We start from the raw sequence: 24,313 nt of genomic DNA on the forward strand, positions 1-24,313 counted from the left end.
CGTCCCATGCAAATCCCATCACGATTCACCGGGGCCCGGAGCAAACCGTACACGGTGGCGCTCTCCCCCCGGCAAACCATGAACTACGCCGCCGGGCTCAACGACGCCAACCCCGCCTACTTCGACGACGAACGCCCCGGCGGCATCCTCGCCCCGCCCATGCTCGCCGTCGCGCTCACCTGGCCGCTCTCCGCCGATTTCGAAACCTGGTGGGGCGAGACCGGCTTCCCCCCGGAGGCCCGCGCCATGCAGGTACACTACAATGAATCCATCGTGTGGAACCGCGCGCTGCGCCCCGACGATTGCCTTACCATCCAGGGCGAGATCGCGGGCATGCGGCCCCACCCCGCCGGCACGCTGCTCGCCGTGCGCTATGACGCGGCGGACCGCACCGGCGCCCCCGTGTTCACCGAACACATCACCGGCCTCCTGCGCGGCGTGGCCCTGGAAGACGGCGGCAGCGGTCACGCACCGCCCCTCGAAACCCGCCCGGACTCGCTCGAACCCGGCTGGGAAACGGCCCTCCCCATTGACCCGCTCGCCGCGCATATCTACGACGCCTGCGCGGATATTGTCTTCCCCATCCACACCTCCGTGGCCTTCGCCCGGCAAGTCGGCCTCCCCGGCCCCATCTACCAGGGCACGGCCACCCTCGGCCTCGCCGCCCGCGAAATACTGAATCGCGAAGCGGGAGGAAACCCCGCCGCCCTCGCCGAAATACACGCCGGATTCCGCGGCATGGTCTTCCCCGGAACCGAAATTACCCTCCGCGTTCACGGCGCCCAACTTGAAAACGCGGGCAAGACCATTTACTTTGACGTGGAAACCCCCGACGGCGCACAGGCCATCCGCGACGCCCGCGCGGTGCTCCGCGAACCCGGCTGAACCGACTCCCTGGAAAGAAGGATTTTATGCAGGAACACGAATGCACGCTGCTCTGGCACTACGTCTCTTATTGGGCCGAACGAAACGGCGGCGACGAGGCGCTGGTGTTTGAAGACCAGCGCCTCTCCTGGGCCGAGTTCGACGCGGAGGTGGAGAAGGCCGCGCGGGCTTTTCTGGCGGCGGGCGTGCAGCGGGGCGACCGCATCGCAATGGTCTCCATGGCCCGGCCGGAGTTCATCATCTCCTTCATGGCCGCCTCCCGCATCGGCGCCACCTGGGTCGGGCTTTCCCCCAAGTTCACGCTGGACGAGCTCCGCTACATCGTGGGCCATTGCCAGCCGTCCCTGCTGATCACGCTCCACGAGTACATGGGCATTGACCTGGTCGAGGCCGGCCTCACCTTCGTCGAGGAGTACCCGTCCATCCGGAAGATCCTCGTCATCGGAACGCCACACCCGGCGTTCGACGCCTACCGCGCGTACCTCGATACGCCGCGCCCCGAACTCGACGACGCCTTCGCCGCGCGCCAGGCCGAGATCCAGGACTCCGACGAAGTCCTCCTCATGTACACCTCCGGCTCCACCGGCAAGCCCAAGGGCGTCCTGCAGACGCACCGCGCCATCATCGAAAACATCCGCGCGGAACTCGGCTACTTCGGCATCGGCGAGAACGGACGTCTCCTCATCCACTTCCCCATCAACCACGTCGCCGCGGACGTCGAACTCGGCTTCGGCGGCGTCATGGGCGGCAGCGCCCTCGTCTTCATGGACCGCTTCGACCCGCAGGCCTCCCTGGAAGTCATTGAGCGCGAGCGGGTCACCCTCGTCGGCCAGGTCCCCGCCATGTTCCTCCTCCAGTTCCAGGCCCCGAAATTCAAAGATATGGACTGGAGCCACGTCCAGGCCTTCGTCTGGGGCGGCGCGGGCGTCCCCCAGCTCGTCCTCGACGTGCTCAAGCGCATCACCGCGACCAATGGCGCGCGCCTCCTTACCGGCTATGGCTCCACCGAGCTCTGCGGCTTCGTCACCTACACCACCGGCGACGAGGACAACGACCGCATGGCCCGCTCCGTCGGCCGCATCGTCCCGCCCTTCGAGATTAAGGTCGTTGACGAAAACCGCCGGGAAGTCGCCCCCGGCGAAGTCGGCGAACTCGCCGTGCGCGGGCCGAGCGTCATGAAAGGCTACCTCAACAACCCCAAGACCACCCGCGAAGTCCTCGACAGCGACGGCTGGTACTACACCAGCGACCTCGGCCGCATCGCCGAAGACGGCTACATCTACCTCGCCGGACGCAGCAGCGAAATGTACAAGACCGGCGGCGAAAACGTCTTCCCGCGCGAAGTCGAAGAAGTCATCGAAATGCACCCCGCCGTGCTCTTCGCCGCCGTGCTCGGCGTGAAGGACGACCTCTACGACGAAGTCGGCCACAGCTTCGTTATGCTCAAGCCCGGCCAGCAGGCCGGCGAAGAGGAACTCCGCGCCCACTGCAAAGAACACCTCGCCAACTTCAAGGTCCCCAAACGCTTCACCATCCAGGACTCCCTCCCCCTCCTCCCCAACGGCAAGGTAAACAAAGTAGCCCTCCGCCAATTGATCACCGAATAACGCAGGATGGCCGTCCCGCCGGTCCAATGTGGGATGGCCGTCACGGCGGTCCAATGTAGGATAGCCGTCCCGGCTGTCCAACGCGCCAACGGCGCAACAGGGACGCAGACATTCGTGTCCGCGAACATCGTAGGATAGCCATCACGCCGGTCCAAAGAGCCAACGGCGCAACAGGGACGCAGACATTCCTGTCTGCGAATAACGTAGGATAGCCGTCCCGCCGGTCCAACGCGCCAACGGCGCAACAGGGACGCAGACATTCTTGTCTGCGAATAACGTAGGATAGCCGTCCCGGCTGTCCAACGCGCCAACGGCGCAAGTCATACCAGCCTGGGCCAACGGCCCAGGATCACCACACCTCAACCGCAACAGGGCTGAAAGCCCGTATCATACCCCCCATCGCTCATCCCCCCGCCCCCATTCCTGTCTGCAAATAACGTGGGATAGCAGTCCGAGCTGTCCAATGTAGGATAACCGTCCCGGCGGTCAAACGCGCCAACGGCGCAACAGGGACGCAGACATTCCTGTCTGCGAATAACGTAGGATAGCCGTCCCGCCGGTCCAACGCGCCAACGGCGCAAGTCATACCAGCCTGGGCCAACGGCCCAGGATCACCCCACCTCAACCGCAACAGGGCTGAAAGCCCGTATCATACCCCCCTTCGCTCATCCCCCCGCCCCCACATCGCCCGCGTTCTCCACCCGAACCTCGATCACTACCTCCCCCGAATACCCGCTCAGGTCAATCGTGCCGCTATCCGCCTCAAACGCAACCGTTTCCCCGCCGGCCGTCACCGCTGCCATCCGGTACGGCGCCGGCAACCGCAACCGCAGCCGAATCACCGAAGCCGCATCGCGATCCGGCAGCGTCACCCGCGCCTCCACGCGCCCCTCCGCCAGACGCGACACAATCCGATAACTCACCGCCCCAAAACACGTGGGCGCCCCGTCCACGGCGATCACCTTGCCGTCCTCCAGCCATTCCCGCGGCGTGGCGTGCGCCAGAAACAGCCCCTCCGGCGCGCCCGTGTCGCTGTTGAAGGACTCGCGCACCAGCATCAGCCGAAGGTTCAGCAGAAACGCCGTGTTGTTCGCGCTCGAGGGCGTCCCGTAGCACGATCGGTACGCCACGCCAGGACGCGCGCCAATCGTCGATCCCTCCCCGGCCACAAAGGTGTTCCGCGTCATCCCGTGCGCCAGCTTCCCGTAGAAACTCAGCACCTGCCGGTCCGCATCGTCCTGCGCCGCAAGCACACGAAGGTAACTTGGCAGATACACGTTGTCGTCGCCCGTGGTGTAGTAGCCGGGCAACCCATCGGCCCGATACGCCCCAATCGGCGTCGGATAATAGTTGAAGCGCAGCAACCCCAGAAAAAGCCCGCCGTAACCGTGCATATAGTCCAGGATCCGCCCGATCTCCGGACCATCCAGGGGCCAGTAGCCCGACGCAAACGCATACGGCATCACCAGGTTCCAGTAGCTCCCGGTCTTGGTCTCCGTGATAAACGGATAGGCCGCTTCCTCCAGGTACAGCGCGCGGGGCACGAAGAGCGACCCATCCTCCAGCGGCTGAACCGCGCCGCGCATCCCGTCGTCAATCGCGGCCTTCAGCCGGTCCGCAACCGGACGCCACGTCTCGTAAAGATCTTCGCGCCCGATGGCCCGCCACACCTCCGCCATGTCGCGCATCCCCTGCCAGCCGAGCGTCTGGTGAAAGATGAAGTACGCCACCTCGGGTATATCGCCGCACTGCCGCTGCTTCATCAGCAGGCCGTGCGGATCCGCCTCCATCTGCGCGCGAAAGGCCTCGCATATCGCCACATACGCCTCCGTGTGCGCGTGGATAAAGTCGGCGTCCCGCGTCAGATAGTAATAGTGCGCGCCGTGCGTAAGCTTCTCGCCGCGCTCCCAGTTGATGTAGTAGTCCTGGCCCTTGGTCATGTCCAGCAAGGCCGCCAGGCCGTCGCGGTAGGCTTCCGGATGCCCGAATTCGCCCAGCGTCTGCACGGCGTCGCTGCTCTCCGGCTGGTAGAAGCTCCCGTGGTACACCACCGCTCCCAGCGAGTAGCGCCACCGCATGATGAGGTTCTGAATCAGCAGGTTCCGCTGCGCGTCCATCACGATCGCCTCGGGCGCGTCGAAGCGGAGCACGGGCGCGAGCCGCCCGTCCCAGTACAATTTCATGGCATCGCGGGCCCGCGCGTAATCCGCTTTCGAAAGCGCTGTCTCGCGCGAAACCGGCCCCTCCGGCGACCACACCGCATACAGCGTGTGCTCTCCCGGCCCCATCCGCCACGTCAGGGAGTCCGCATCCTCCTCCGCGGGCGCCACGCCGGGCGAAACAACATAGCGGAAGCGTTCCATGGCGTCATCGCCGAACCGCGCGCGCAGCACCGCGCCATTTTCGCCGTCCCCCACCTCCACGCGCAGCCGGATCCACGCAAGAAGTCCGCCGCCGCCGGGCGCCCGGCCCGCAAAGCTCTCCTGCGCGTAGCGGTTCCCCGCCTGGTCGGTGTAGGCCGTCTGAAGCACCGGCAGCCACCCTTCCGCGAGAGCGGGACCCTCCAGCCGCGCCAAATCGCTGCCAAAGGCCTCGCCGTCCGGCCCCACATGCCACGCCAGGTAGTCCTCGCTCTGGTAGACATTCGCCGCGATCCGGCTGCCGTCCGCCAGCGGAATGACATACGGCGGATCGCCCCCGTCCTCCCCCCAGAGCAGGTTGTGAACACCCCGTTCCGTATACGCGTGGCCCGTCGAGTAAAACAGAGGCCGCAGCAAATCCTTTATCCCGTCATACGTCGCCCCGCCCCCCGCAATCAGCGCCTCGCCCCACACATCCCGCCCCTCGCGCAACGCCGCATCGAGCCGCGCCGCGTAGGGCCCGGGCTCTGCCACCACGATCGTCCCGGTAGCGCGCTGCTCTTCGCTTTCCAGGCGCTCGGGTTCGGGATCGGCGGATTCCTGCCCATGCACGAATGACGACGCAAGGATCAGGCTCACGCTCACAGCAGCGATTGCGCGCATTCGAACGAAAAGCAAGCCGGCACGCCTATTCCGCGCTGTACATCGAAGTCTCATAAGAATCCCTTTCGCCAGGGTAGAAGAATAACATGCGGCGAGTGCGTCTTTAATTAACTGGGCGAACGCCTCACTACCGCCCGCACGGAAATCCCAAGGCGAGCCACGGGCGCCACCCCCAAGCGCCGTGGCGCCGCCGCGAAGCCTGCTGAAAAACACGGCTCGACAATCGTTCAAAGCCCTCTCGCACCCCCCAAGACCCCATGGGGGTGCCACCCTCAAGCGGGCCGCTTCAAGCGGCTATCAGCTTGTGGGTGAGGAGATCCGTCAACCGGTTTCGCTACGTCTTCGTTTTCGAACCTCCGCCCAAGGCGGTTACGAATTGAAGGTGCGAAACGTCAACTGACCGACAGACAGCCAGGAGCAGCACGTCATCCTTCACGGAAGCCGCACCGCCCCATCATCGCCTGATCCGAAAATGCACACCTTGACACCCCCAGATCTGCCTCATGCAAACCAAGCTACAGCACGTGTAAAAACGGAAGCGTCAGAGGCTGGGAGCGCAGGTCGAAGACGCGCCGTGGAGGGCGTCCCCGCCTGCCAGGCGGCGAAGCCGCCGTCCATCGTCAGCCCTGGCGGATAGCGCATCACCTCATCATCGCCTGCCCTCCAGGGAGACTCCCTTTGCGCCGTCGCGTAACCCAAAAAACCGCCGCGCCACGCTCAACCAGGACCACCAGGATCCCGCTATCTGCGTACTCGCTCCGTCGACCACGTCTCAGTCTGCAGCTTCTCCTTCTTCACGCCCTTGTCGCCGTTGAACCGATGTGAAGCCCGATAGAAACGAACTTCACCGGTAAGGGTATCTCCAGCTACATGCGCTTTGCCTATAAGCCATCCAGGGTTCCCTGTTAGTTTCGTGTCCCTACCCCAATCGCTATATAAATACGTGAAATAGAAACCGCCGCCAAAATCATAGAAGTCCTGAATCTCAACGCGCTGGTCACCGTCCGACAGGTTGGCTCTTGTCCCCCCATCACCATGCTCGACAGTCAATTCGAGCGACCGTTGATCGTCCGGATGAACGAAACTCCAGGTGCCCTCAAGATCCGTTGCCTCCCGAGTCAATGACCGCTCCTCCTCCCAGCGATACGCGCTGTCCGTGTAGCGGTCCTCCTCCACCTTGACCCGCCCCTCCATCGTATTGCCGCGGGCGCGCCCCTCAAAGTCGACGAGAAACTTTCCGTACTGTCCGGATTGGGTCTGGCACTGCCACCGCACGCGGTCTCCCCAGATATCTAACTCGACCCGGCCCGTTTGCGGTGCCTGGCCCAGTACCTCAAAGTTGCCGGTCACATCCGATAGGCGTTGCGTAAGGTACAGGCGCAATTCGTGGCGGCCGGCAGACGTCTGGATCTCCGTGACCCACACGCCCGCGACCGGCGCGGGCATGACCCATAAGAAGGTCTTGCTGCGCATGTTCATGCCCCAGGCATTCTCCGAATAGCTCGGAACGTCGGTAATCCCGGGAAACTGAGGGGCCATCGTGCCCCACATCCCGACGCGGGTCTGAAAGGTCGTCAGTTCCTTGTTCGGTTTCCATTCCCCCATGCCGGCCTGGCTGGAAACAATCCGCGTTCCGGGCGGGAGCAATTGGAACAGGCGCGCGCGCAGCGACACATTGGGGCCGTGCCCAATGAACAAGGTCACCACGGTTGCGTCGCTGAAATCGCTTGTGAACAAATCCTCTTCACGGACGGTGGCGCGGTCGGATACGTGCGAATGTTCCGCATTTTCTCGGCTCTGTTTGATCAGGGCCGGATCCAGCTCCACGCCCACCGCGCGCTTCGCCCCAAAATCCCGGACGGCCGCGATGACAATGCGCCCATCCCCGGATCCGAGGTCGTAGACAACATCCTCCGGGCCCGCATCGGCCAGCCAGAGCATTTCCCGAACAATTTCGGGCGGCGTAGGCAGAAAATAGATTGGGCCGCCAACGAAGTGGACCGACCTGCGAACAGGCTCAGAAGTTTCCGCCGGTTTCTCCTCTTCCGCCGTCACCCATCGGCAAACAATTACACAGAAAACCGTAACCCCTGCCAGCAACCGCATAGCCTGCCCTCCAGGTAAACACCCGTTGCGCCTTCGCGCCTTTGCGTGACCCAAAACCCAAAACCCGCACGATCAATCCGCCAGCCGCGCGACCCGACCGTTCCCATCGCCCCCGGCGCCGATCCACACCGCCGAGGACCACGCCTGCGCGACGCGCTTGTACACCAGTTTTTGCTGGCGGAGCCGCGCGTAGTAGATCGCGCCCACCTTAGCATCCGGGTCTTCCCAGTTCGCCTCGAAATCCAGCGTCTTCGGCTCCCACCGCTGCACCACCGAAAACTTCTCCTCGCCGGGCAGCAGCCGCAGCACCTCCACCCATTCGATCACGTCCGTGCCATGCGCGCGCACCTGCACCCGGGCGGCGTCGCTCGGCGGCGCGGTCTGGCCCATCGGCGTCCCGTTCACGTCGAAATACAGGATGATCTTCGCGCCCGTCGTGGCGTAGGTATGCTTGTCATACAGCGCCTGAAAGATGTCGTTGCGCGTCAGGGCCGTGGCGCGCAGGGCCGCCAGGCCATACATCGCGTTCCCCGGTTGTGCCCGGTGATCGTCGGACGCCCCGATCGTGGAAAGCTTGAGCCCGAGACGCCACACATCCTGCAGGTTCACCGCGCCCTCCGCGCTGCTGGAGTCGCTGGTAAAGTCGCTCTGTTCGAAGGCCAGCGGGTGGCTCGGGTCGTACACCTCGCTCAGCCCGTGCCCGGAGTACATCTCGAAGTTCCGGCGGAGCTCGTCGTTCACCAGATCAAACTCCACCCCCTTCGGGAATTTCCCCGTGTGGTGCGGGATCGTCAGCGCGTTGCCCGCCTCCAGCGCGTCCCACAGCGCCGGCAAAGTCGAAGTCTGCGGGTTGATCAGCGCCCCCGGCCCGCCGCGGAAGTACACGTTGTGGTGGCCGTAGGGCGGCCCGAAGCTGCATTCGTAGGCGTGCAGGGTCACAAACGATCCCGGCGCGTAGTAGGCCTCCGTAAGCGAAACGTACTCCGGCCAGTAGAACGTGTTCAGGCCCCGGTTCCAGCCCGGATCCGGCTCCTGCGAATGATCCGTCATCGCGTAGAAGTCCAGGCTCGTCGTGTAGCGCGCGTAGTTGAACGCGTCGCGCCCCACCCCGTCCCAGCTGTAGCTCGTGTGCGAATGCAGGTCCCCCCAGTACAGCTGCCGCTCCGGCAGCGAAACCAGCACCTCCGTCGGGTTGCCCAGCAGTTCGCGGCCCTCCTCCTCCCAGACCCCCGCAATCCGAACGACGCCCTGGCGCTCCGGCGTCACCTCGAACTCGGCCCACGCGTGATCGCGGTAGATGCTCACCGATTCCGGACCCGTCATCCCCTCGGGATAGCGCAGCTTGAAGGTCGCCGGACCCATCGCGGGATTAAACTCCTTGTCCAGCATGGCCACGCGGCACGTGATCGGCGCGCCCGCGGCCGCCGTCGATGGCTGGTGGATCTGCGCGTAGACCGCCTGGCCGGATCGCGTCTCGATGTACGGCGTCCGGCTCACGTTTTCGAAATGGCTGTCCCCGTCGTGATCCAGCGCCACCAGCACCGGCATCGGCAACACCGAAACCGCCCCCGCCTGGTAGCCCTTACTCCCGCCCGACGTATCGCCATACACCACCCGGATCGTGTCGCCCTCCGCAAGCGCGCCCGCGGTCACCAGCACGCGCACCACAAAGACATAACGCTCGCTGCGCCCGTCGAGGCTCTTTTTCGCATGCTTGATCAATTCGTTGTCCCGCTCGTCCTCCACGATACAGCGAACCGTCGCCCCTTCGTTCGAAACGCTCGCGGTAACATAGTTGTCCGCCTTCGGGTCCTTCGTCTGAAGGCGCAACGCCGAGTTCCGCGGGCCCGCGTGCCATTCGTCCGGTAATTGCACCCGGATCCCGCCGCCCGCCGCGATGCCGCCCGCGCCAACGGTGTACGTGATCGTCCAGGTCCCGTATTCCCCCGCAATTCCCTGTTCCGGCGCCGCCGTGGCCGCCCCCAGATCCACCCACGCCTCGGGAACCATCACCGGCTCGGGAACCTCCTGGGCGGCGGCGAACAGGCTGAGGCACATCAATGCAACGAACAGGGTGGCGGATCGCATGGGTCTTCCTTTCATGTAAATCGGCTCAAGCGCTCCACTAAACCCTACATGCGCGCGCGACCCAATTCAAACCCGCCAAAAACTGTGCTAAACTCGCTGAAATTGGACCACCAGCGAAGAGGAGCCAGGCACGCCCGATGCAGCCCGACACCCCGAAAAAAGCCACCGGATTTCCCGCGCGATTGCACGTCCTCATCGCGCGCAATGCCCCCGTGGGCCTGGTGATTCGGCGCGGGCCCGCGGAGCGCGTGGCGACCTTTTCCTGGAACCGCCGGACGGATACCATCGTGCTCGGGCAGTGGATGAAAGGCTATATTCACGAGCGCCGCGCCGATCTCTCCCCCGATGGCAAGCACTGGATCTACTTCGCGGTGAACGGACGCTGGTCGGACGAAGCCCAGGGCGCCTGGACCGCCGTCGCGCGCGCGCCCTGGCTGAAGGCCGAAACACTCCTCGCCAAGGGCGACTGCTGGCAGGGCGGCGGACTCTTTCTCGACAACCGGAGCTTCTGGGTGGATGGCGGCGATTGCCATGAACCGCTCCAATTGTCTCGGGACGTAAAGCGAAAGCCATTCTATGAGCCCTCGACCCGCTATGGATGGGAAAGCCTGACCGTCTACTACGACCGCCTGCAACGCGATGGATGGACACTGGTATCGCTGGATTCCGAGCGCGCCTCCGACCGCATCACCCTCTTCGAGCGGCGACTTCCGCACGGCTGGACCCTCCAGAAGCTTTGCCACGCGAACGCGAGCAACAAGCGCCCCCAGGGAACCGGCGTCTACTGGGACGAACACGCCTTGATCAACGAAACCGGCGATACGCTCACCTTTCCCAAATGGCGCTGGGCGGACTGGGTCGACGACCGCCTCGTGTATGCGGAAGCCGGCGCCCTCTACCGCCGCGCCATCCGAAACGCGAAGGAACTCGCCCCGCCGCGCTTGATCCACGACTTCAATGCGTATACCTTCGAAGAGCGGCTCGCCCAATATTGACGCGCCCGCCCCGTTAACCACGGCCACCAACCCAAGGACCCGCCCCCATGCTCCATCACCGCATACCGCTCCTCCTCGCCCTCGCCTTGGCGCTCGCCCCGCTGCTCGCCGCCGCCGCGCTCGACCCCGCGCCGGAGGGCTCCTTCAGCATTGTCGTCCTCCCGGATACCCAGGGCTACCGCGGCGCAAATACCAAGGCCACCCCGGACAGCGCCGACCCGGTCACCAACCCCGTCTTTGAGGCCCATACCCGCTGGATCGCGGACAACATCGACACCCAGCGCATCGCCTTCGTGACCCACGTGGGCGACATCGTCGACAAGAACGTCGAAGCCCAGTGGGAGGTCGCGCGCGCGCACATGGACCATCTCCACGGCCGCGTCCCCTACGGCATCGTCGTCGGCAACCACGATATGACCGCCGCCGGCGATTCCTCGCTCTTCCAGCGCTACTTCCCCGCGTCGCGCTTTGCCGGTTTCGCGTGGTACGGCGGCGCTTTCGAGGGCGACCCCGACCGCCCCGGCCACTCGGGAAACAACGCCAACAGCTACCAGCTTTTCTCCGCCGCCGGCCTCGATTTCATCATCCTCCACCTCGAATGCAACGCGCCGGACAACGTCGTCGCCTGGGCGGACGATCTCCTCCGGCAACATCCAAGCCGCGTCGCCCTCGTCAGCACCCATATGGACCTCGGCCCCCGCGAAAAACCGGCAGACAACCAGGGCTACATCGACGACCCCAAGGGCCGCATGCGCTGGTCCAAATGCCACGGCGAGCGCGGAAACACCCCCAAACAGCTCTGGGACAAGCTCTACCGCAAGCACCCCAACCTCCTCCTGATCTTCTCCGGCGACCAGAGCCGCACCACCGCCATGTACCTCCCCAAAAACGGCGACGCCGGCAACACCGTCCACGCCCTCCTCAGCGACTACACCTCCAGCGGCCCCCTCCGCATCTACCGCTTCCACCCGGCGCAAGGAGAAATCCAGGTGATCACCTGGGACACCACCCGCAACGCCCTCGTCGAAGAAACCCCGCGCGTCCCCGGCAGGGAAAACCACCAATTCACCATCCAGCACAACTTCCAGCAATAACAACCCCACCACGCTCCCCGAGCCCGCCAAAAGGCCGCCCCACCGGTCCCTGAGCCCGCCGAAGGGCCGTCCCTGTAGTCCCTGTAGTCCCTGTAGTCCCTGTACTCCCTGTAGTCCCTACCGTCCGCCGTCCCTGCCGTCCCTACCGTCCCTACCGTCCCTACCGTCCCTGCCGTCCCTGCCGTCCCTGCCGTCCCTGTAGTCCCTGTAGTCCCTACCGTCCGCCGTCCCTGCCGTCCCTGCCGTCCCTGTAGTCCCTGCCGTCCCTGTAGTCCCTGCAATCCACCCGCCTCTTACCGCACACACGTTTCCCCGCACCCGCCCGGTGATATACAATCAATCCAGGCACGAATCGCCACCGCCCCAAGACCCAGGAAGGACCCAAGCCATGCAGATTCAAGTAAACACCGACAACCACATCGCCGGCCACGAAGGCCTGGCCGCGCGCATCGCCGAGACCGTCGAAGACACGCTCGCCCACAACCGCGATCGAATCACACGCGTCGAAGTCCACGTCAGCGACGAAAACGCGCGCAAGCCCGGAACCGACGACAAGCGGTGCGTCATCGAAGCCCGCCTCGAAGGCCACAAGCCCCTCGCCGCCAGCCACAACGCCGGCACGATTGACGCCGCCGTCAACGGCGCCGCCGAAAAACTCGCCCGCCAGATCTCAAGCACCCTCGGCAAACAACGCGACAAGTAACACCCCAACACGCCAACCAAATCACCTCGCGAAACCCCGCTCACGCAACGGAGGATCCCTGGCAGTCGTGTCCACGGCAAAGTAGGATAGCCGTCCCGGCTGTCCACCGCGCCGAAAGGCGCAAAGGATCGCGGACATTCCTGTCCGCGGCAACGTGAGCCCAAACCACCACGCCCCCCCGGCGCCCTCTCTCACAACCCCGAATCTCGCCAACCTCAAGTCGCCAGACACCCCCCAACATGGCGAGGCGTTGCAGCGTGCGATACGCTGCGTCGGACATGACACGCAACTCCCTGCATACCCGGACGACCGAAATAATTCTCTATCCGTGTCATCCGTGAAATCCGTGGGCAAAAAATCCTGATCGCCGCCCGCGCCTACTCCCAATGCAGTCGTGTGCATTGGTCCTCATTCGTGGATAAAAAAATGCCCCCGCTCAACCACCCACACCATCCTCGCACCAGAAATCACCCTATGCGCTCTCTGCGTTCTCTGCGGTTAAAACTTCGTCTCTCTTTCCCTTCGTGGTCTTCGTGTCCTTCGTGGTGATCAATTCCCCGGTTGCGGCCAATGGCTGCCCTGTGCGCTTTGTCGCTCCCAATCCGGTCCCGCAAGCCCCAAACCTCACCCGCCCCCGCTTCCCCCCGCCGCCCCAATGCAATAAAGAAACCGGTTCCCCTTCAAAAGAATCGTGTCCCCCACGATCACCGGCGACGCGTCAAACCCATCCTCCAGCGAATTCACCGCCAGCAATTCAAACGCGTCCCCATGCGCCACAACCGCCGTCTTCCCGCTCCGGTCCGGCACGTAGATCCGGCCCGCCGCCCCCGCGGGCGACGCATACGTCTGCCGCAGCCCCTCCAGACGCTGCCCCGTGTAGATCAACCGCCCCGTATGCGCGTCCACGCACGAAAGGTACGGCTTGATGTCCTCCACCAGGTACAGCCGGTCGCCATAGAGCAGCGGGGTCGGCACGTACGGCGTCGCCTCGTCGAGACGCCACGCCACCGCCGGCGAATCCGTCAGATCGCCCGAATGCCCCAGCGCGATTGCGCGCATCGCCGATCCGAAGAACCCGCTCGCGCAATAGACCCGGCCATGCCCCACCACCGGGGTTGGAATCACATTCTGCGTCATCCCGCCGCACGCCCAGACCAATTCCCCCGTCACCGCGTCGTACGCGCGGATCCGGTTGCCCGCGTTCGTCACCACCTGCCACGCGCCATCCACCTCCACCCCCACCGGCGTCGACCACGACGTGGTCTCGTCGCGGTCCCGCTCCCAGCGGAGTTCGCCCGTGCGCTTGTCGTACGCCCGTATCTTTGAAGGACCCTCGTGATCCTGCACCGCCACGATGCAATCCCCCACCAGCGCCACCGAGCTGCCCTCTCCGAAGTTTGATTTCATCGTCATCGGGTCCTGCGGCTGCCCCCAGACCACGTTCCCCGTCCTATCCAACCCGTACACCCCGCGCGACCCAAAGCCGGCCCACACCATCTCCCCATCCGTCACCGCCGAATACGCCGCGAAGCTCCCCGCGCGGTGGTGGCCCTCGTGCGGCGTCGCCGTCGCCACCGTCCGCGTCCAGACCGTCGCCCCCGTCGCGCGATCGATACACACCACGTTGAAGTTAAACGCGGCCTCCGGCTTCTCCAGCGTCAGCCGACGCCCCTGGCCCCGGGGCTGATCGGAAGCGTCCGGGCGCACCGTCGGTTGCGCCGACTCCTCCGCCGACGCCGCCTCCAGAAGGTAAATGCGATCCCCCCACACCACCGGCGTCGACTGGCCGGTACCCGCAAGCGGAACCTTCCACAGGATATTCTCCGATTCGCTCCACGTCACCGGCGGATTCCCCGGCGCCACCCCGGTTCCGTCCGGCCCCCGCCACGAAGGCCAGTGCGGCTCCGCCGGGGCCATACCCGCTATCGCAAGCACCGCAAGCCATGCCGCTGAAAACAATCGGGACCAATCCATCTCATGCTCCTCGTGACGCTAGCAGCGCCTTCCGAATTCGTATCACTTTAGCCGTCTGAAGTTGAGTAGCAGTCTAACCACGAATGGACACGATTTCACACGAATATGAAATCGAGATTCAGTTCATGAAGCCGGCCTATACCCAGGCCCGCATCCAGGAAGCGAGAAATCTGATTGGCCGCGGAGAACATAGATCAACCCTTTCGTCCCAACGAAGGAGTCTTCTCAAGGTTGCGCGCGGATCCGCACAGTTAATTCATCCCAATGCATTCGTGTGCATTGGAGTTCATTCGTGGTTAAAAATGCGCTCTCGATCATCCACCGAATCCATCTGCGTACAGGAAATCACCCTATGCGCTCTCTGCGTTCTCTGCGGTTAAAACCCTTCTCCGTTTCTCTTCGTGGCCTTCGCGCCCTTCGTGGTGATCATTTCTTTGGTTGCGGCCCAAGGCTGCCCCGTGTTCATTCGTGGTTCAAAATCTTCCTTGCTTCAGACGGCTGAATTTTTACCCGAATTCAATCCGCGCCGGGAATGCGCCCTTATTCCGATGCGATGCAATACAGGTAGTTGTGACCCTTCAGCAACAGGCTGTCCCCCGCAACCACCGGGGACGCGTCGAAACCGTCGTCCAGCCGATTGACCGCGAGGATTTCAAAGTGGTCCGCCTGGGCGACCACCGCCGTGGCGCCGCCGCGATCCACAATATAAATTCGTCCGCCGGCCGCCACAGGCGACGCGAAGATCTGACGCAACCCGCGCAGCCGCTGCCGGGTGTAAAGCAACGCCCCGGTCCGCGCATCGGCGCACGACAGCAACGGTTTGATATCCTCGACAAAATACAGCCGATCATCGGCAAGCACCGGCGTGGCGATATACGAAGTCGCCTCCTCCAGTGTCCAGAGCACCCCCGGCGGCCCATCCAGCAGCCCCGCATGACCCAGCGCAATCGCCTTCATCGAAAACTGCTTGAAATTGCTCGAACAGTACACCACGCCATCGCCGGGTACCGGAGACGGGATCGTGTTGTTCGTCAGCCCGTCAGTTTCCCACACGATCTCGCCCGTCACCGCGTCATACGACCGAATACGGTTCGTCGCCGCCGTCACCACCTGCCACCGGCCCCCAACCTCCACCGCCACCGGCGTCGACCAGGAAGACCCCTCGTCCCGCTCCCGCCGCCAGCGCACTTCCCCCGTGTCCTTGTCAAACGCGTGAATCCGCGATGGGCCCTCGTGATCCTGCACCACCGCAACCACCGGACCCGCAAGCACCGGCGAACTCCCCTCGCCAAAATCGAACTTCACCCGCATGGGGTCCAGCGGCTGCCCCCACTGCGGGTTCCCTTCCACATCGATACAATACAAGCCCCGCGAACCGATACCCGCCCAGACGTATTCCCCATCCGTCACCGCCGAATGCGGCGCATAACTGCCCGCCGGATGGTGCAGCGCGTGCGGAATGGCCGACGCCGCCGTCCGGATCCACACCACCCCGCCCGTCGCCCGATCCAGACACACCACCTGAAAATCCAGCGCCACCTCGGGCAACGCGCGCGGCGGCGGGTCAATTCCCCGGGGCTGCTCCGTCGCGTCCGGACGCCCCGTCGCATACGCCCCCTCATCCGTCGACGCCACCGCCAGAAAAAATATCCGATCCCCCCAAACCACCGGCGTCGACTGCCCCGACCCCGAAAGCCGCGCCTTCCACTTCACATTCTCCGATTCGCTCCACGTCACCGGCGGATTCCCCAAACCCGACCCCGTACCCATCGGCCCCCGCCACGACGGCCACACCGCCTCCGCATGCGCCACGGACGAACAGGCGAAGAGCGACATAAGAGCGCCTATCCACGGCACACGCGTATCCGAAAACACCCATCGCATCGGCAAACTCCCGGCGGGCACAGCGCCCGCAGAACCATTCTGCACCATCCCCTTGCCGCCGCGCGAAAGTTGTATCAGTCACCGATATCCAAACGCGGTGGCGGAGACATTTCTTTTCGGTAACATTTTAACCGCCTGAAGCAGGGAACAGTGCCTCAACAATTCGGGAGGTGGCTCGGCGGTAGGATCGCGGGCATTCCCTGCGGCAATGCCCGCTTCGGTCTTCACCGGGCATGGCTGGTATGGAATAGAATCCCGGCGTCCCAAGAACCCGATTGCAATAGGGACCGGCAAAATCGCCAATCACCGTCCACAAAAGCCCCGCCAATTCCAAATACGACGACGGACAAAAACTTGCGGTATGATGCACCGCGGGGACCCGACCATCGATGCCCGAAACGGCAGCGAACGCGAGCAAGGCTGGGAGCGCAGGCGTCCCCGCCTGCCCCCATGCACCAAAGGTGCATGGATAGTTGGCGATATCGCAAACAACTTCAAAGCGTAGCATCCCCCTCGGAGGCGGCCCATACAGGAGCACGCGACACCCGCGCAATGCGGGCCGAAGATACCCCGAGTGGATGCGAAACCTCCCACACACCAGACCCATCGGCCAGAACACCCCCGAATAAGCCGATCACGCGAATCGCAACCTCAAATTAACAACGCGGCCCACTTGATTTTTCGGAGGTCTTGAATGTGGTAGGATAGCGCTGAAGACAATCAATCACCTCGGCGACGAGGTGATGAAAGTGTTTCGACTTGGTCGGTATAGGTCGACTTGGATTGGATACCGTTGAACCAGAAAATATTGAGAAGCTCTGATCTCCCAGGTTGTGTTTGGGACAGTATTGCTCGGGCACTTCGAATTCCCGATCAATTGTCCAAAGAATACTGCGACATGCTTAAAGAAAATAATCTGTACAGTATGGCATTTGCCAAGACACCGGGTGACGGTGCGGTAGGAGGGATAAAGGATGAGCATACGAAAGAGCATTTTGCGACCAGATTCCCAACGTCTTCAGCGCGTATTCAAGCAGTATTGCTTGATCCTTGGAGCGAGCTCGGCGCGGCTTCAGACGTGCTACTCACATCCTTCTCTGGCGGCCGGATTGGATTGCTCGACATTCCGTGTGGCGCGTGTGCCAGTTCAATAAGTCTACTCGCGACACTCGCTGCCTTACGCGAGTCGGGAGTCGTTCCACGCCAACCGCTCTACGTATGGATTTTGTCCGCTGATATATCAGACCTTGCACGAAGCTACGCAAGTATTTTAATGGACAAAGTCCGAGATTCGCTGGAGAAACAGGGGATTCATGTCCACCAGAGATTTGAATCGTGGGACGTTCAAGATTCTCTGTCAAATACTGCCTTAATTGATGCTTGGATTCGCTGGATAGATGATTGCGACGAGCGATTCGTTCTAGTCACCAATTTCTCCGATTTTCTCGGCGACGACACTCGCTTCAAAAGGGCAGAAGAACGTCTGGGTGAAGTATTTCGCTGGGCGTCCATGCGGCAGGCCAAGGTACTATGGGTCGAACCACAAACCACAAAGGCTTCTAGGTTCTTGGATAAGCTGATCTCTTGGTTTCAGAATAAGGTTCCGCGCCTCATTAGGAAAGATATCAGTACCCATGCAGACGGGGCGCTACAAACAAAGGTGAACTATATGCACCCCATCACTAAGCTCGGAACTACACGCGTGCGTTCCAGCGTAATTCGATTAGAAGTTGGTGAAAATTGAAAGGCGCTCCAGAGACACTCGCCGCGCGCGCCGTAAATCAATATCGCAGACGGGATATTATTGGGTTCCTCGGGGCTCGAATTTATCTTGATCCGTGCTGCTCTCGCCGTGACATTTGGGCCACTGATGTCGCATCCACGCTTTCCGGACGAGAGTCGAAAGCCAATTACCACACGTCATATCACTTCAAAGAACACGACGAAGAAAGCCGCGGATTTCGTTATCGGGTACTCCATATACCTAGCCCCAATGAGATTCTTGCGGAGACAGCACTCCTATGGACATGTGCGGAGGCCGAAGGTGCATTCGGGAATTCCCCGTCAGTATACAGCTACCAACTCGCCCGAGGAAACGATCGGCGGGGCATTTTCGTTCCCTACTTTGAGGGATTTCGTCAGCGACATGCGGAAATTGCCCGCATGGCACGTTCCCTCAAGAATGGCATTGTCGTATATACCGATATAAGAAAGTTTTACCCGTCTATTCCTGCCGAAACCGCGAGACAGGCATGGCATGATACAGCGAAGTCGTGTCAGCTCCCGGGCCTAGCTGAGCGTCTTGGTCAGCGATTGCTCGACAACCATAGCGCTGTAGAGGACTCGAACGCACATGGTATCTTAACCGGGCCGATGTTTTCTCATGTTGTAGGAAATCTCGTCCTAAGAAACATCGATTCTGAAATGCGCCAGATACTGCCGGACGGATACTTTCGGTATGTAGATGATTTCGCATTGGTTGGAAAACGTCGAGCAGTGATCGATGCGGAAAAGCGCTTAGCTGATCTGCTCGATGATATCGGATTGAGCGTAAACAGAGACAAGAGGCTTGAGGTATCCACCCGTGATTGGCTGGTCGGTGCGGATGACTTTATGAATGAGCATCATCCAGTTTCCTGGATGACCTTTGTCGGAGGAATGAAGCAACTACTGATTACTAAACCGGCATTGGCGAAAACCCTGAAAGACAATCTCGAAGTCAACGGTTTTCGCATTTCTCCGTTGAACTATTCAGACGCGGTTCGAGAGAGAAGATTTATTCGACGGTTTTATGAGCTTCATCTGAAGCGCTGGTACCAGTCTATTCTGCGCAACCTGAATCCTCACGACCTTATAGTAGAAGCCATTGAACTCAGATCGCGTTATGAAGGCGATTTTGAGACAGCGATTAATGGATCCGATACCTTAGAGGGCTTTGAGCGAAAACGCCGGATCCACCGCCTACGCCGCCTATGCAGTCGACTCATCTACTTGGCGTCGCCGAAGAAGCTCAGACACATTGCGACATCACTCGCGGCGCTGCCTGAAATGGCACTCTACTCCGCCGTGTTTGATGCGCTTGACAGAAGGGACATTAGCAACTTGCTTCCATATGGAGCCAATGCGGCTCACTCGGTCGCCCAGGCATTGTTATCGTCGCGTCCGCCGTTGAAGTGTACGTTGGACGACTGGACGGATGCCTCTCGCCAAGCGCGGGCCGTTTTCGTCGCACACGGTTTTTCGATTGATGGAAGTTCACCTGTCGACGCCAGTGAAATGGAGCAATTCTGCGCATGGAAAGGACATTCAATAACGGGACCCGGACCGTCGTCTACTTACTTTGGTGAACTGATTACCCTTCATGGTTTCGGAGAGTGCCGAAGGCATGACGAGCTTCTTGCGCACGCCTATGACATCGACGATGAGGTCGTCCTCGATATGGGGACATTGCTTGAACAGTCTTACTGAACCGACATTTGGAAAGCGAATGATTTCTGTTTTCGACCATTCGACTACGACCTTCGAAAGCCTGGCGCGACTGACCGGTGAGAACAAGTGTATTTTGAGAGCGAAGTTTTTCAAAAGCAAGCGTTTAGCCGCATGCCAGGCCGCCCGATCGACGCCATTTGTCCTTAATTTGCTATTACGCCTTCCCGCCAACGCAAAAGGCGATCCCCGCAAATTCGAGGATCGCCTTTATTTTCAATGGTGGGCGAGGCGGGAATCGAACCCGCACGCGCTTGCGCGCAACGGATTTTAAGTCCGTCGTGTCTGCCGATTTCACCACTCGCCCGGGATGAACCCCGCAGACGCCGGTAAAATCCTTCGATTTCCCAGCGTCGAGGGGGTTGCGCGCGGACTATAGCGCAGGCCCCGCCACCGGCGCAACTGCGGGGCGCCTGCGTTGATTCCGGGGCCGGGGCCTCCGCCGCAAGACCCGCCGCCACCATTCGGCGCCAACGCCTCCCGGCCCCGCAATTTACGGCTTTTCCTTCAATTCCGGCAAATCGACGCCCGGTACGCCGTTCGATTTCCGGACAGCGCCCGCGCCAGCCCGAATTGTTACTTTTTTGCTAGGCATTCCGGAACTTCTGTGGCAGAATGGGGATGTACTTGATAGCGGGACTGCGGGACGGGCGCCTGGTTAGAGGGCCTTTGTGTATGCATGAGAAGTTTCGAGAATCCTGGAAAGCCGCCTCCTATGTCGGAGCCGGACTTATGGGGGACTTCCCCGGGCGCGAGATGGAAATCTCCTACCAATACCGCGACCACGTCGAACAGACCGTGTGCCACGTCAAGGACGCGGGGCGCGTTATTGAGCAGTATTGCAAAAAATTCCCCCTCGCCACGGTCTACTACCATGGATCGGAGGGGTACGAGTTCCTCGCGCAGGTCCGCTGCCACTGCGGCCACGAGAAATCCCGCGGCTGCTGCCGCGACGGCAACCACCACCGCGCGAAGATTCTCGTGAGCCTCGTTCCGGTGGCGCAGGATGCCGGGGCGCAGGCGCTGGACGGCTGATCGTCCCATCCGGGTGCGGTTGCATTGCCGGCGGCGGGGCGTTAAGCTCATCCCCATCGCGCGGGATGGGCCGGCGGGCGTTCGTCGGGCCGGACCCCGGCGCAGGGCAGGCGCACAGGAAAACCGATCCCGATGACCGAAAAAATCGTTAAGAGCGATACCGAGTGGCAGTCCCAATTGACCCCGGAGCAGTACCGCGTCACCCGCCTCAAGGGCACCGAACGCGCCTTTACCGGGGCCTACTGCGACGAGAAGAGCGCGGGGGTGTACCAGTGCGCCTGCTGCGGGCAGCCCCTGTTTCACTCGGACCACAAGTTTGACTCCGGCACCGGCTGGCCCAGCTACTACCAGCCCGTTTCCGAGCAGGCCGTCGAGCGCGAGGAAGACACCAGCTTCGGCATGCGCCGCACCGAGGTCCATTGCAGCCGCTGCGACGGACACCTGGGCCATGTCTTCCCCGATGGCCCGGCTCCGACCGGCCTGCGCTACTGCATCAATTCGGCCTCGCTGGTGCTCGATCCCGAGTCCTGATCCCGGCGCTTGCGTTCCCCGCCGCCATCCCCTATGATGCCCGCACCGGGCCCCAGCCCCCCTCTACCAGGAGATCCGCACGTGAGTGAAATAAGCTTCCTCGATGGTGTCAACCGGTATTACGGCCTGGCCGAAAAGACCCTCGACCTCCCCCCGGGGCTCGGCGAGAAAATAAAACTCTGCACCTCCGTCTTCATGGTCCGCTTCCCCATCGGCTTCCGCGACGGCTACCGCGTCTTCACCGGCTGGCGTGTCGTCCACAGCGAGCACTACCTACCCGTCAAGGGCGGCATTCGCTACGCCCCCCAGGTGGACCAGGAGGAGGTCGAAGCCCTCGCCGCGCTGATGTCCTATAAATGCGCTATTGTGGATGTTCCTTTTGGCGGCGCCAAGGGCGCGCTGCGCATCAACCCCAAAGAATTCGACGCCAGCGCGATTGAGCGCATTACGCGCCGCTTCGCCCGGGAACTCGCGAAAAAGGGATACATCAGCCCCAGCCTCAACGTGCCCGCGCCGGACATCGGCACCGGCGAGCGCGAGATGGCCTGGATGGCCGACGAATACCGGCGCATGGACCCGACCGACATCAACGCGATAGCCTGCGTCACGGGAAAGCCCGTGAGCCAGGGCGGCATCGCCGGCCGAAGCGAAGCCACCGGCCGCGGCGTCCAGCTCGGCCTTCGCGAGTTTTTCCGCCATCCGGAAGACGTCAAGGAAGCCGGCCTCGAAGGGGGCCTCTCCGGAAAACGCATCATTATCCAGGGCCTCGGAAAGGTAGGCTACCCCGCCGCCAAACTCCTCCAGGAGGAGGACGACGCCCGCATCGTCGCCATACTTGAGCACAATAGCGCCCTCGTCAACCCCCAGGGCATCCACGTGGAAGCCGCCCACCGCTGGCTCCGCGAACACGGCTCCTTCGATGGCTTCGACGAGGGAACCGCGATGCCCGCCAATCCCGCCCTGCTCGAAGAGGAGTGCGACATCCTGATCCCCGCCGCCATGGAGGGACAGATCACCGCGGAAAACGCCGGGCGCATCAAGGCCCCCCTGATCGCGGAGGCCGCCAATGGCCCCATTACCTACCGCGCCCACGAAATCCTCCAGAAACACGGCAAGACCATCATCCCCGACATCTACCTGAACGCGGGCGGCGTCGTCGTCTCCTACTTCGAATGGATCAAGAACCTTTCCCACATCCGGCTCGGCCGTCTGGGCCGCCGAGCCGATGAGGCCCGCGGCGGGCACGTCGTCGCCGCGCTCGAGGAATTGACCGGCAAGGAAGTACCGGCCTACCTCGCCCGCCGCATCCGACACGGGGCCGACGAGCTCGATCTCGTGCGCTCCGGCCTCGACGACACCATGCGCGACGCCTACCAGCAAATTCGCGAGGTCTATCGCGTCCACGACGACATCCCCGATCTCCGAACCGCCGCCTATCGCCTCGCCATCGAGCGCATCGCCCGGGCGAACATGGAGATGGGCGTGTAACCCCACCGGTGTTTCGCGACCGGCCTGCCCCCTGGGCTACAATGCACCGGCGCGCGCTACGCCGCGCGCACCCCTTTCCCCCATATCGGCGCGATATCCCCGCGCCCGAAAGACCCGCGAATGAAAACCGAATTGCTCATGATCGGCACCGAACTCCTGCTCGGCCAGATACAAGACACCAACAGCACCTGGATCTCCCAGGTCCTCGCCGAACACGGCATCGACTGTTTCCAGAAAACCACCGTCGGCGACAACCGCGCGCGAATTCTCGGCGCGCTGGACGCCGGCCTCACCCGCAGCGATGTCATCCTCTGCAGCGGCGGCCTCGGCCCAACCGAAGACGACATCACCCGCGAGTCCATCGCCGCGCTGCTCGACCGCCCGCTCGTCTTCCGCCCGGAATTGTACGGCGCCATCCTCGAACGCTTCGCTGTCCTCCAGCGCGCCCCCACCGAGAACAACAAAAAGCAGGCGGCCCTCCCCGAAGGCGCCATCCCCATCGAAAACCCCCACGGCACCGCCCCGGGACTCATCGTGGAAGATCCGCGCGGCATCATCATCTGCATGCCCGGCGTCCCCCACGAACTCAAGCCCATGCTCGTCGAGCGCGTGCTCCCCTGGCTCAAGAAACGCTTCGGCATCGGAGGCGTGCTCTACTCGCGTGTACTCAAGGTCTGTGGCGTCGGCGAATCCCGCATCGACGCGGAAATCGGCGACCTCATGAACGCCCATTCCAACCCCACCATCGGCCTCCTCGCGTCGCCGGAGTTCGTGCGCATCCGCCTCACCGCAAAGGCCCCCACCGAGAACGAGGCCCGCGCCCTCATCGAGCCCGTCGCGCGCGCCGTGTACGATCGCCTGCCCGGACAGATCATGGGCGAGGGCGACGACACCCTCGAGGAAAAAACCGCCGGCCTGCTGCGCGATCGCGGCCACACCATTTCTGTTATAGAAACCTTCACTGGAGGTATGATAGCGCAGCGTTTGCTCCTCGCCGATCCTGCCCGCGTCACCGAGGGCGTCATCCTCGGACCCGGATCACGCGAGTACAATACCGAAAATTTCGTTGACCTCGGCCGCAATCATATGCTACGATCCGGGGCTATAGCTGCGTTGGTGTGCACGTACAGCGCGGTCGATGCGACCGCCCGGGTGTTCTTCATTACCCCCGGGGAGCACACTACTTGGGACCTGCCTGTGGCGGGTAGCGGTATACGCGCCCAGGTCCGACTCACAGTGAGCATACTGGAGCAATTACGACGGCATCTTATTTTGCAGTAACCTGGCCGTTCCCATGGGGTGAACCTTAATCACCGCGCGATAGCCCCCTTCCCTCCGGGCATCGCATCGCCCCGCACTTTTCTTACTTCGCACTATTGCAAACAATGATTGCGTAGCGAATTTGAGCGGATTC

General features: G+C 62.6%; 16 protein-coding genes and 1 tRNA gene. 11 read left to right on the top strand and 6 right to left on the bottom strand.

The window, feature by feature from the left end:
- Positions 1-6: 6 nt before the first annotated feature.
- Entirely contained in the window at positions 7-885 is an 879-nt protein-coding gene (locus KF886_20025) for a MaoC family dehydratase N-terminal domain-containing protein (protein MBX3179650.1), read from the top strand.
- 26 nt (positions 886-911) lie between these two features.
- Positions 912-2,492 (top strand): acyl--CoA ligase, encoded by a 1,581-nt coding sequence (locus KF886_20030; GenBank protein MBX3179651.1) that lies wholly within the window; start codon positions 912-914, stop codon positions 2,490-2,492.
- 665 nt (positions 2,493-3,157) lie between these two features.
- Here the strand turns inward: KF886_20030 and KF886_20035 are convergent.
- The 3 genes from KF886_20035 to KF886_20045 form a co-directional block, all read right to left on the bottom strand.
- Complete coding sequence (locus KF886_20035; protein MBX3179652.1) at positions 3,158-5,530, bottom strand: hypothetical protein; 2,373 nt, start codon at positions 5,528-5,530, stop codon at positions 3,158-3,160.
- Between the two features lie 726 nt (positions 5,531-6,256).
- The gene (locus tag KF886_20040; GenBank protein ID MBX3179653.1) at positions 6,257-7,621 is read right to left on the bottom strand and encodes a 50S ribosomal protein L11 methyltransferase; all 1,365 of its coding nucleotides are present in this window, start codon (positions 7,619-7,621) and stop codon (positions 6,257-6,259) included.
- Between the two features lie 72 nt (positions 7,622-7,693).
- Complete coding sequence (locus KF886_20045) at positions 7,694-9,709, bottom strand: DUF3604 domain-containing protein (GenBank protein ID MBX3179654.1); 2,016 nt, start codon at positions 9,707-9,709, stop codon at positions 7,694-7,696.
- Positions 9,710-9,846: 137 nt separating this feature from the next.
- Between KF886_20045 and KF886_20050 the strand changes: the two genes are divergently transcribed.
- The 3 genes from KF886_20050 (at position 9,847) to KF886_20060 (ending at position 12,501) form a co-directional block, all read left to right on the top strand.
- Complete coding sequence (locus tag KF886_20050; GenBank protein MBX3179655.1) at positions 9,847-10,704, top strand: hypothetical protein; 858 nt, start codon at positions 9,847-9,849, stop codon at positions 10,702-10,704.
- Between the two features lie 47 nt (positions 10,705-10,751).
- The gene (locus tag KF886_20055; protein MBX3179656.1) at positions 10,752-11,798 is read left to right on the top strand and encodes a metallophosphoesterase; all 1,047 of its coding nucleotides are present in this window, start codon (positions 10,752-10,754) and stop codon (positions 11,796-11,798) included.
- A 388-nt stretch (positions 11,799-12,186) separates the two neighbouring features.
- Positions 12,187-12,501, top strand: coding sequence for an HPF/RaiA family ribosome-associated protein (locus KF886_20060; GenBank protein MBX3179657.1), 315 nt, complete (start codon positions 12,187-12,189; stop codon positions 12,499-12,501).
- Between the two features lie 624 nt (positions 12,502-13,125).
- On the opposite strand, the gene KF886_20065 is transcribed toward KF886_20060, so the two are convergent.
- Positions 13,126-14,475, bottom strand: coding sequence for a PQQ-binding-like beta-propeller repeat protein (locus KF886_20065; protein MBX3179658.1), 1,350 nt, complete (start codon positions 14,473-14,475; stop codon positions 13,126-13,128).
- 540 nt (positions 14,476-15,015) lie between these two features.
- Entirely contained in the window at positions 15,016-16,311 is a 1,296-nt protein-coding gene (locus KF886_20070; protein MBX3179659.1) for a PQQ-binding-like beta-propeller repeat protein, read from the bottom strand.
- A gap of 946 nt (positions 16,312-17,257) precedes the next feature.
- On the opposite strand from KF886_20070, the gene KF886_20075 reads away from it, so the two are divergent.
- Positions 17,258-18,103 carry a hypothetical protein gene (locus KF886_20075; protein ID MBX3179660.1) on the top strand — a complete coding sequence of 282 codons (846 nt, stop codon included), beginning with the start codon at positions 17,258-17,260 and terminating at the stop codon, positions 18,101-18,103.
- Between the two features lie 419 nt (positions 18,104-18,522).
- The gene (locus tag KF886_20080) at positions 18,523-19,827 is read left to right on the top strand and encodes an RNA-directed DNA polymerase (GenBank protein MBX3179661.1); all 1,305 of its coding nucleotides are present in this window, start codon (positions 18,523-18,525) and stop codon (positions 19,825-19,827) included.
- 238 nt (positions 19,828-20,065) lie between these two features.
- Here KF886_20080 and KF886_20085 read toward each other — a convergent pair.
- A tRNA-Leu gene (locus tag KF886_20085) sits at positions 20,066-20,152 on the bottom strand.
- A 368-nt stretch (positions 20,153-20,520) separates the two neighbouring features.
- Here KF886_20085 and KF886_20090 point away from each other — a divergent pair.
- The 4 genes from KF886_20090 to KF886_20105 all read left to right on the top strand — a co-directional run bounded on the left by KF886_20090 (position 20,521) and on the right by KF886_20105 (position 24,180).
- Entirely contained in the window at positions 20,521-20,880 is a 360-nt protein-coding gene (locus KF886_20090; GenBank protein MBX3179662.1) for a hypothetical protein, read from the top strand.
- A gap of 132 nt (positions 20,881-21,012) precedes the next feature.
- Entirely contained in the window at positions 21,013-21,411 is a 399-nt protein-coding gene (gene msrB / locus KF886_20095) for a peptide-methionine (R)-S-oxide reductase MsrB (protein MBX3179663.1), read from the top strand.
- 36 nt (positions 21,412-21,447) lie between these two features.
- Positions 21,448-22,899 carry a Glu/Leu/Phe/Val dehydrogenase gene (locus KF886_20100; GenBank protein ID MBX3179664.1) on the top strand — a complete coding sequence of 484 codons (1,452 nt, stop codon included), beginning with the start codon at positions 21,448-21,450 and terminating at the stop codon, positions 22,897-22,899.
- Positions 22,900-23,019: 120 nt separating this feature from the next.
- Entirely contained in the window at positions 23,020-24,180 is a 1,161-nt protein-coding gene (locus KF886_20105; protein ID MBX3179665.1) for a CinA family nicotinamide mononucleotide deamidase-related protein, read from the top strand.
- The last annotated feature ends 133 nt before the right edge of the window (positions 24,181-24,313 follow it).

The sequence above is a fragment of the Candidatus Hydrogenedentota bacterium genome, assembly GCA_019637335.1.
Classification (GTDB): domain Bacteria; phylum Hydrogenedentota; class Hydrogenedentia; order Hydrogenedentales; family JAEUWI01; genus JAEUWI01.

Excerpts from the sequence above, each read along its gene's own strand:
- KF886_20105 (MBX3179665.1), top strand. The coding sequence starts at position 23,020 with ATGAAAACCGAATTGCTCATGATCGGCACCGAACTCCTGCTCGGCCAG.
- KF886_20055 (MBX3179656.1), top strand. The coding sequence starts at position 10,752 with ATGCTCCATCACCGCATACCGCTCCTCCTCGCCCTCGCCTTGGCGCTC.
- msrB (MBX3179663.1), top strand. The coding sequence starts at position 21,013 with ATGACCGAAAAAATCGTTAAGAGCGATACCGAGTGGCAGTCCCAATTG.
- KF886_20100 (MBX3179664.1), top strand. The coding sequence starts at position 21,448 with ATGCCCGCACCGGGCCCCAGCCCCCCTCTACCAGGAGATCCGCACGTG.
- KF886_20050 (MBX3179655.1), top strand. The coding sequence starts at position 9,847 with ATGCAGCCCGACACCCCGAAAAAAGCCACCGGATTTCCCGCGCGATTG.
- KF886_20070 (MBX3179659.1), bottom strand. The coding sequence starts at position 16,311 with ATGTCGCTCTTCGCCTGTTCGTCCGTGGCGCATGCGGAGGCGGTGTGG.
- KF886_20080 (MBX3179661.1), top strand. The coding sequence starts at position 18,523 with ATGGCACGTTCCCTCAAGAATGGCATTGTCGTATATACCGATATAAGA.
- KF886_20090 (MBX3179662.1), top strand. The coding sequence starts at position 20,521 with ATGCATGAGAAGTTTCGAGAATCCTGGAAAGCCGCCTCCTATGTCGGA.
- KF886_20060 (MBX3179657.1), top strand. The coding sequence starts at position 12,187 with ATGCAGATTCAAGTAAACACCGACAACCACATCGCCGGCCACGAAGGC.
- KF886_20065 (MBX3179658.1), bottom strand. The coding sequence starts at position 14,475 with ATGGATTGGTCCCGATTGTTTTCAGCGGCATGGCTTGCGGTGCTTGCG.
- KF886_20075 (MBX3179660.1), top strand. The coding sequence starts at position 17,258 with ATGCTTAAAGAAAATAATCTGTACAGTATGGCATTTGCCAAGACACCG.
- KF886_20030 (MBX3179651.1), top strand. The coding sequence starts at position 912 with ATGCAGGAACACGAATGCACGCTGCTCTGGCACTACGTCTCTTATTGG.
- KF886_20040 (MBX3179653.1), bottom strand. The coding sequence starts at position 7,621 with ATGCGGTTGCTGGCAGGGGTTACGGTTTTCTGTGTAATTGTTTGCCGA.
- KF886_20025 (MBX3179650.1), top strand. The coding sequence starts at position 7 with ATGCAAATCCCATCACGATTCACCGGGGCCCGGAGCAAACCGTACACG.
- KF886_20045 (MBX3179654.1), bottom strand. The coding sequence starts at position 9,709 with ATGCGATCCGCCACCCTGTTCGTTGCATTGATGTGCCTCAGCCTGTTC.